This is a genomic window from Microbacterium sp. (genome assembly GCF_051953575.1).
Classification (GTDB): domain Bacteria; phylum Actinomycetota; class Actinomycetes; order Actinomycetales; family Microbacteriaceae; genus Microbacterium.
This window is the reverse complement of the sequence record NZ_JBQCIP010000035.1, coordinates 1-6,228: the sequence shown is the minus strand read 5'-3', so window position 1 is coordinate 6,228 and position 6,228 is coordinate 1. Positions and strand designations below refer to the sequence as shown.

Annotated in this window: 4 protein-coding genes and 1 pseudogene; 2 read left to right on the top strand and 3 right to left on the bottom strand. The window is 72.4% G+C overall.

The features are described from left to right. The 3 genes from ACTHNQ_RS02600 to ACTHNQ_RS02590 form a co-directional block, all read right to left on the bottom strand. The coding region (locus tag ACTHNQ_RS02600; RefSeq protein ID WP_440330868.1) for an NAD(P)/FAD-dependent oxidoreductase at window positions 1-207 on the bottom strand (207 nt) is incomplete at its 3' end. Between the two features lie 114 nt (window positions 208-321). After that, the gene (murJ, locus tag ACTHNQ_RS02595; protein WP_440330867.1) at window positions 322-1,935 is read right to left on the bottom strand and encodes a murein biosynthesis integral membrane protein MurJ; all 1,614 of its coding nucleotides are present in this window, start codon (window positions 1,933-1,935) and stop codon (window positions 322-324) included. Continuing rightward, on the bottom strand, window positions 1,932-4,229 hold the full coding sequence (locus ACTHNQ_RS02590) for a DUF6049 family protein (RefSeq protein WP_440330866.1): 2,298 nt from the start codon (window positions 4,227-4,229) through the stop codon (window positions 1,932-1,934). The genes murJ and ACTHNQ_RS02590 overlap by 4 nt, the downstream gene beginning before the upstream one ends. Before the next feature lie 200 nt (window positions 4,230-4,429). Here ACTHNQ_RS02590 and ACTHNQ_RS02585 point away from each other — a divergent pair, with 200 nt between their 5' ends. After that, the gene (locus ACTHNQ_RS02585; RefSeq protein ID WP_440330865.1) at window positions 4,430-5,953 is read left to right on the top strand and encodes a DUF7059 domain-containing protein; all 1,524 of its coding nucleotides are present in this window, start codon (window positions 4,430-4,432) and stop codon (window positions 5,951-5,953) included. Between the two features lie 20 nt (window positions 5,954-5,973). After that, window positions 5,974-6,228, top strand: a pseudogene (locus ACTHNQ_RS02580) (CCA tRNA nucleotidyltransferase); the annotation flags it as partial.

Sequence of the window (6,228 nt, the reverse complement as noted above, 5' to 3'; positions counted from 1 at the left end):
GGCCTGCTCCTGCATCTTGGCCATGAGGTCGGGCCCCATGATCGCCTCGGGGAAGCCCGGGAAGTTCTCGACCTCGGTGGTGTTCATCAGCTCGCCGCCGGCCTCGACCGAGCTCGCCACGACGAGCGGGTTCAGGTTGGCACGGGCCGCATAGATGGCGGCGGTGTACCCCGCGGGGCCCGAACCGATGATGATGACCTGACGCACGTGCGCACCTTCCTTTAACCGAGCGCGGTTCGCCACGGCGGACGAAAGGGCTCCGGATGCCTCAACACATGGTAACCGCGTGGCATTCCGCCGACCGGTCCGGTGTCGGCGCGCTCAGCGTCCGCCGGGGAGGAACCGGCGCAGCAGTCCGGTCGCGACCGACAGCTCGGGAGCGCGGAAGAGCGCGAGGATGCCGGCGTACACGGCGAGCACGACGACGCCGATGATGGCGGCGCCCAGGGCGCCGAGCATCTTGTCGGACACCGTCCATCCCTCGACGCCGCCCATCAGCTGGAAGGTCAGCCAGCCGACTATCCCCGCGGGGATCGCGGCGAGGGCGAACCGACCGAGCGCAGACAGCCATGATGTGAGCTGGATGCCTCCCAGGCGGCGGTGCAGGAGCCAAGTAGCCACGACGACCTGCACGACGCTCGCGAAGGACTGGCCGAGGGCCACGGCGGCGACGAGCTGTGACGAGGGGAGGATGCCCGCGGTGAAGGCCCAGAAGGCCGCCCAAGCCGTGGCGACCACGAGCGCGCACTGCACGATGGTGAAGAAGAAGGGTGTGCGGGTGTCGTCGTAGGCGTAGAAGGTGCGCTGCACCACGAACAGCACGGCCAACGGGATCAGGCTGACGAGGTAGCACAGCAGGACCCCTGCTGCGCCGACGGCCTCTGCGGGATCTCCGGTGAAGATCCGCGAGGCGGGGATCGCGGCGGCCGCGAGTGCAGCGGTGGCGGCGACGACGAAGAAGCCGAGGGTGCGGATGCTGCGGCCGATGTCGCCTCGAACTTCTTCACCGCGGCCGGCCCGGGCGTGCTCGCTCAGCTGCGTGAAGTACGGGGTCCCGATGGACAGCACGATGATCGAGTACGGCAGCATGAACAGAAGCCACGCGTTCTGGGCGACGAAGATGCCGGGGTCGCCCTTGGGCACGCTCGACATGACCTGCGACTGGGCGAGACCTGCGAGCTGGCCTGCGAGCACCATCAGGAATGTCCAGCCCGCGAGCTTGCCGATCTGGCCGAGCCCGACGCCGCGCCAGCGGAAGTCGGGCCGGATGTGAAGGCCGGTGCGCCGCCAGAAGACGAAGAGGATGCCGGTTTGCACGATGATGCCGAGCGTCGCCGTGCCGGCCAGCAGCGCGATCATGTCCGGCGTCCAGACCGTGGAGTTTCCGGCCGGCCCGAACAGCCAGATGAACGTGAGGAAGCCCGCGATCGACACGATGTTGTTGACGATCGGAGCCCACGTGTAGGGGCCGTAGACGCGTCGCGCGTTGAGCGATTCCCCGACGAGAGCGAACAGTCCGTAGAAGAGGATCTGGGGCAGGCACCAGTATGCGAATGCTGTCGCGAGCGCCTGCTCCTGGGGGCCGAACTTCGGTGCGTACAGGGCGACCAGCCATGGGGCCGCGACCGTCGCGATCAGTGTCGTGCCCAGCAGCACGACCGTGCCGAGCGTGAACAGCTTCGACACGAACGCTCGACCGCCGTCGTCGTGAGCCGCGGCCTTGACGATCTGCGGCACCACGACGGCGCTCAGCAGACCCGTCGAGATGATCGCGTAGATGTTGTTGGGCAGCTGGTTCGCGACCGCGAAGGCGTTGCCACCCGCGCTCGTCGCCCCGATCGCCGACACGAGCACGACCGAACGCAGGAACCCGGTCAGCCGCGACACGATCGTGCCCGCGCCGATCATGACGCTCGCGCGCCCGATGCTGCTCACTTCTCGCCTCCGTCGTCACCCGCGGGACGGCCGGATGCCTCGTGCCCGGGTTCTTCAACGCCCGAGGAATCGGCCGCGTCACGCTCGGCTGTGTCGCCTTCGGCTGTGTCGCCGTCGGGGCCTTCACCGTTGGGGCCTTCACCGTCGGGGCCTTCACCCTCGGCGCCCTCACCTTCGGCTCCGTCACCCTCGGCCGCCGCCTCACCCGCGCCGGCGGCATCCGCTCGACGGTGCCGTCGGCGCATGCGCAGGACGGTGCGGACGACCCCGACCACGACCAGTCCGCCGATGACGACGGCGAGGGCCGTGATGCCCACGCCCTCCCAGTCGGCCCAGACGTTGATGTCGACCGTCTCGGGTTGGCCGATGGCGACGAACGCGGGGCTGCGCAGCTGCAGCGTGAGGGTCACCTCGCCGCGCCCGACGCGGGCCTGCACGGGCACGTCGACGCGGGTGTTGCTCTGCGGCGTGGCGACGATGGGCGTCTCGCCCTGGACGTCCAGGCGCAGGTTGTCGGGGCTCGCGTAGAGCACGAGGTTGACGGGGTACGGCAGGTCGTTGCGCACCCAGAACTGCAGCGGAGCGCGCGAACCGAAGAGGTTTGTGGTCGTGGTGGGCAACAGGCCCACCGACCCGAGGGTGGTGCGGGTGGCGTCGCGGTGGTCGGCGAGCACGGTCGGCCATTCGGCATCGCCGACCCAGGCCACGCCCAGCACCTGCAGCATCGAGGCCCGCTCGCGCCCGGTGAGCAGGGACGGGTCGTCGAGGATGGTCGCGAAGCGGCCGAGCTCGCCTTCGTCGCCGACGAGGGCGGATGCCGCGGCCGCACGCTCGGGCGAGGCCGCCACATCGGTGAGCTCGACGCCGACCGGGTCGGCCGACGCGAGCGTGGCGAGCGTGCGGGGCTCGACGCCGGGCGCGGCGGCGGCCGCCGTGATGGCAGTGCCGAGTCCGAGGCGGGAGCGGTCCTCGCCGCGCCCGACGGTGACCAGGAGCGGACCGGAGGACTCGGCGGTCGCGAAGGCGAGGTAGGCGGTCGCCGCGGTCAGCGGCGCACCGCGCAGCCACGTCTGCTCGAGCTCCGACCCCTCGAGCAGCGATTGCGAGACGTCGCTGTCGTAGACGAGCACGTCCGCGTCGCCGACGAGGCCGCGCGCCGAGACGGTCCCGCCGGCGGCGCCGCTGCGGGTGGTGGCGGACGGGATCACGGTGAGCGATGCCGTGTCGTCGGTGTCGAGGGCCCCGAGCGTCTTGACGACGCCGGTGTCGGCGGTGCCGTCGGCGGGCCAGTACATCGCGGCGCGGTCGGCGGGTCCGATGTCGAGGAGCTCGTCGGTCGACGGCAGCGCGCTCCCATCGGTCGGCGTGGGGCTCGGGCTCGTGGTCGGGCTGGTCGTGGGAGTCGGCTCGGGCGACGGGGTGGCGGCGGTGAAGTCGTCCGGCGACATGGCGTACGTGAAGGACGTCGGGGCGAGGGGGCGCTCCAGTCCCGACTGCAGCTGCGCCGTGACGTCCGCATCGCCGAACTGGAGCGCGAACCGGGTGTTGGGCAGCGCCTCCAGCTGCGAGAGCCACTCGAGCGCCGGCTGCGGCGCCGCTGTTCCGAGCACGCGGATGGCGGCGGGGATCGCGGGGTCGACGGCGAGGATCGCGTCCGTCCCGGTGACGGCGCCGAGCTGGCTGGTCAGCGCACCGTCGGGCGCCGTGAGCTCTGCCAGCTCGTCCGAGGTCAGGAGCCCCTCTTCGCGCGGGCCGGCGGTGATCGGCACGACGATGCCGACGGCGACGGGCGCCCGGCTGTCGTCGGGCACGACGACGACGCTCGTCGACGTCACGGGTCCGGTCTCGGACGGGTAGGACGCGGCGAGCGGGTAGACGCCCGGGGCGAGTCCCGCCAGCGCGGGATCATCGGCGGCGAGGGTGAGGGCGCTCTCCTCGTCGGTGCCGGGGGCGACCGAATCCAGCGGCTTGGTGGCGATCGGCGCGACCTCGGCCTCTCCCAGGTCGCCGCCGAGCCAGTCCCGCAGCGCGTTGCGGGAGCCCAGCGGCGTGCGACCGAGCGACACGGTGACTTCGGTCGGCGCCAGCTCGGCATCGGTGCCGTTCTGGATCGAGAGCCAGACCGTGAGCGCGTCGCCCGGGCGGACGATCCCGTTCGACACCGGCGACAGCGTGAACACCGTCGTGCCCGGCGCGATCGACGGGGTCGGCGTCGGGGTGGGCTCTGTCGCGGCGAACGCAGGTGCGGGCAGCGCGACCGCCAGCGCCGCGGCGACGGCGAGGGCGGCGGTCACAAGGCGAGGGGCGCGGCCCGGGGGGCGCCGCAGAGCTCGCGGTCTGGTCACGATCATCCTGTCGGGGGTTCGCTCCTGTGCGATGTCCTGACCGCACGATCGTCAGCGATTCTACGGTCCGTGCCTCTGAGCCCGCCGGACGCCGGGCGGGCAGGCACGGATCCGGGGAAACCCGCGGCCGGGCCGGATAACGTGAAGACGTGCTGCCCGAACCGGATCCCGCCCTCTGCCGCTCGCTCGCCGACGATCTCCGCGACGCGGGATTCACCGCCGAGGGCGTGCGCGACGCCTGGGGCGCTGCAGCGGACGATGCCATCGCCCGGGGCCTTCGTTCCCCGGCGCTGCGGGCGCTCGGCGATCGCTCCGACGCCCTGGCCGTGCTGGCACGGCTTCTCGTGCTCGGGATGCCGGAGGCCGCGGCATCCGCAGATCTCGCGCTCGTGCGCACGAAGGCCGAAGGACTCGTGAGACTCGGGCTCGCGACGGTCGAAGGCGATCGGGTGCGGCCGCTGGCGGTCGTGCGGCCGCAGTCGTACGCTGACGCCACCGGGTCGGGGCAGTGGTGGATCGCGAGCGACCTCGACGAGGCGGCGCTGGGCGGTCCGCTGCCCGAGGACCACGTGCTGGGTGTGGGCGGCGCATCGCTGACGCTCGCCGGCCTGCAGTTGCCGACGCCCGCGGCCCGTGGGCTCGATGTGGGGGCGGGATGCGGCATCCAGGCCCTCCGCGCCCGCGCACAGGTCGACCACATCGTGGCCACCGACATCTCCGCCCGGGCGCTCGCGTTCACCCGGCTCAACGCCCTGCTCAACGGCGTCGACGGCATCGAGACGCGCCTCGGCAGCCTGTTCGAGCCGGTTGCCGGCGAGCAGTTCGACCGGGTGGTGTCGAACCCGCCGTTCGTGATCACGCCGCGCGTCGCCGACATTCCCGCCTACGAGTACCGGGACGGCGGCATGGTCGGCGACGACGTCGTGTCGGCCTTCGTCATGGAGGTGGGCACGCACCTGTCGCCGGGCGGGATCGCACAGCTGCTCGGCAACTGGGAGACCCGGGACGGCGTCGACGGCCTGGACCGGGTGCGCGCGTGGGTCGAGGCGTCGCCCGTGCCGCTCGACGCCTGGGTGGTCGAGCGCGAGAGCCTGGATCCGCTGTCGTACGCCGAGCTGTGGGTGCGCGACGGCGGCACGCTCGCCGGTACCGACGGGTTCACGCGCCTCGTCGACGCGTGGCTCGACGACTTCTCGGAGCGCCGCGTCACCGAGGTGGGGTTCGGGTACATCCTGCTGCGGCGTCCGGCCGAAGGGGCTCCGACGCTGGCCCGCTACGAGCGCCTGCACACCGCGCTCGCCGGCGACAGTCTCGGCGCACATCTCGCCGACGCCCTCGCCGCCCACGACCGGCTGTGGGCGCTCGACGACGCCGGGCTGGCGGCATCCGTCCTCGTCGTCGCGGGGGACGTCACCGAGGCCCGGCACCACCTGCCCGGCGCCGAGGACCCGACCGTGATCGAGCTGCGTCAGGGCGGAGGGTTCGGCCGCGCGCTCGGCGTCGACCCGGGGCTGGCCGCGCTCGTCGGCGCGTGCGACGGCGACCTCGCGGTCGGGGTGCTGATCGATGCGATCGCGCAGCTGCTCGAGGTCGACCCCGCGGCCCTGCGCGCCGACCTGCTCCCCCGGGTGCGCGAGCTGCTGTTCACCGGGTTCCTGCGGTTCGCCGACTGACGCTCGATAGGCTGGAGACCATGCTCAACATGGCCGAGGGCGTCGCGCGCCTCGGCGCGCTCGCCGAGTCCCCCGTCGTCGACACGCTCGCCCGGGCCTTCGCGGACGCCGGGTTCGACCTCGCGATCGTCGGTGGTCCCGTGCGCGACGCGCTGCTCGGGCGGCGCACCAATGACCTCGACTTCACGACCGACGCGCGGCCCGACGACATCCTGCGGGTCGTGAAGCCGGTGAGCTCCACGCAGTGGGACATCGGGCGCGCCTTCGGCACCATC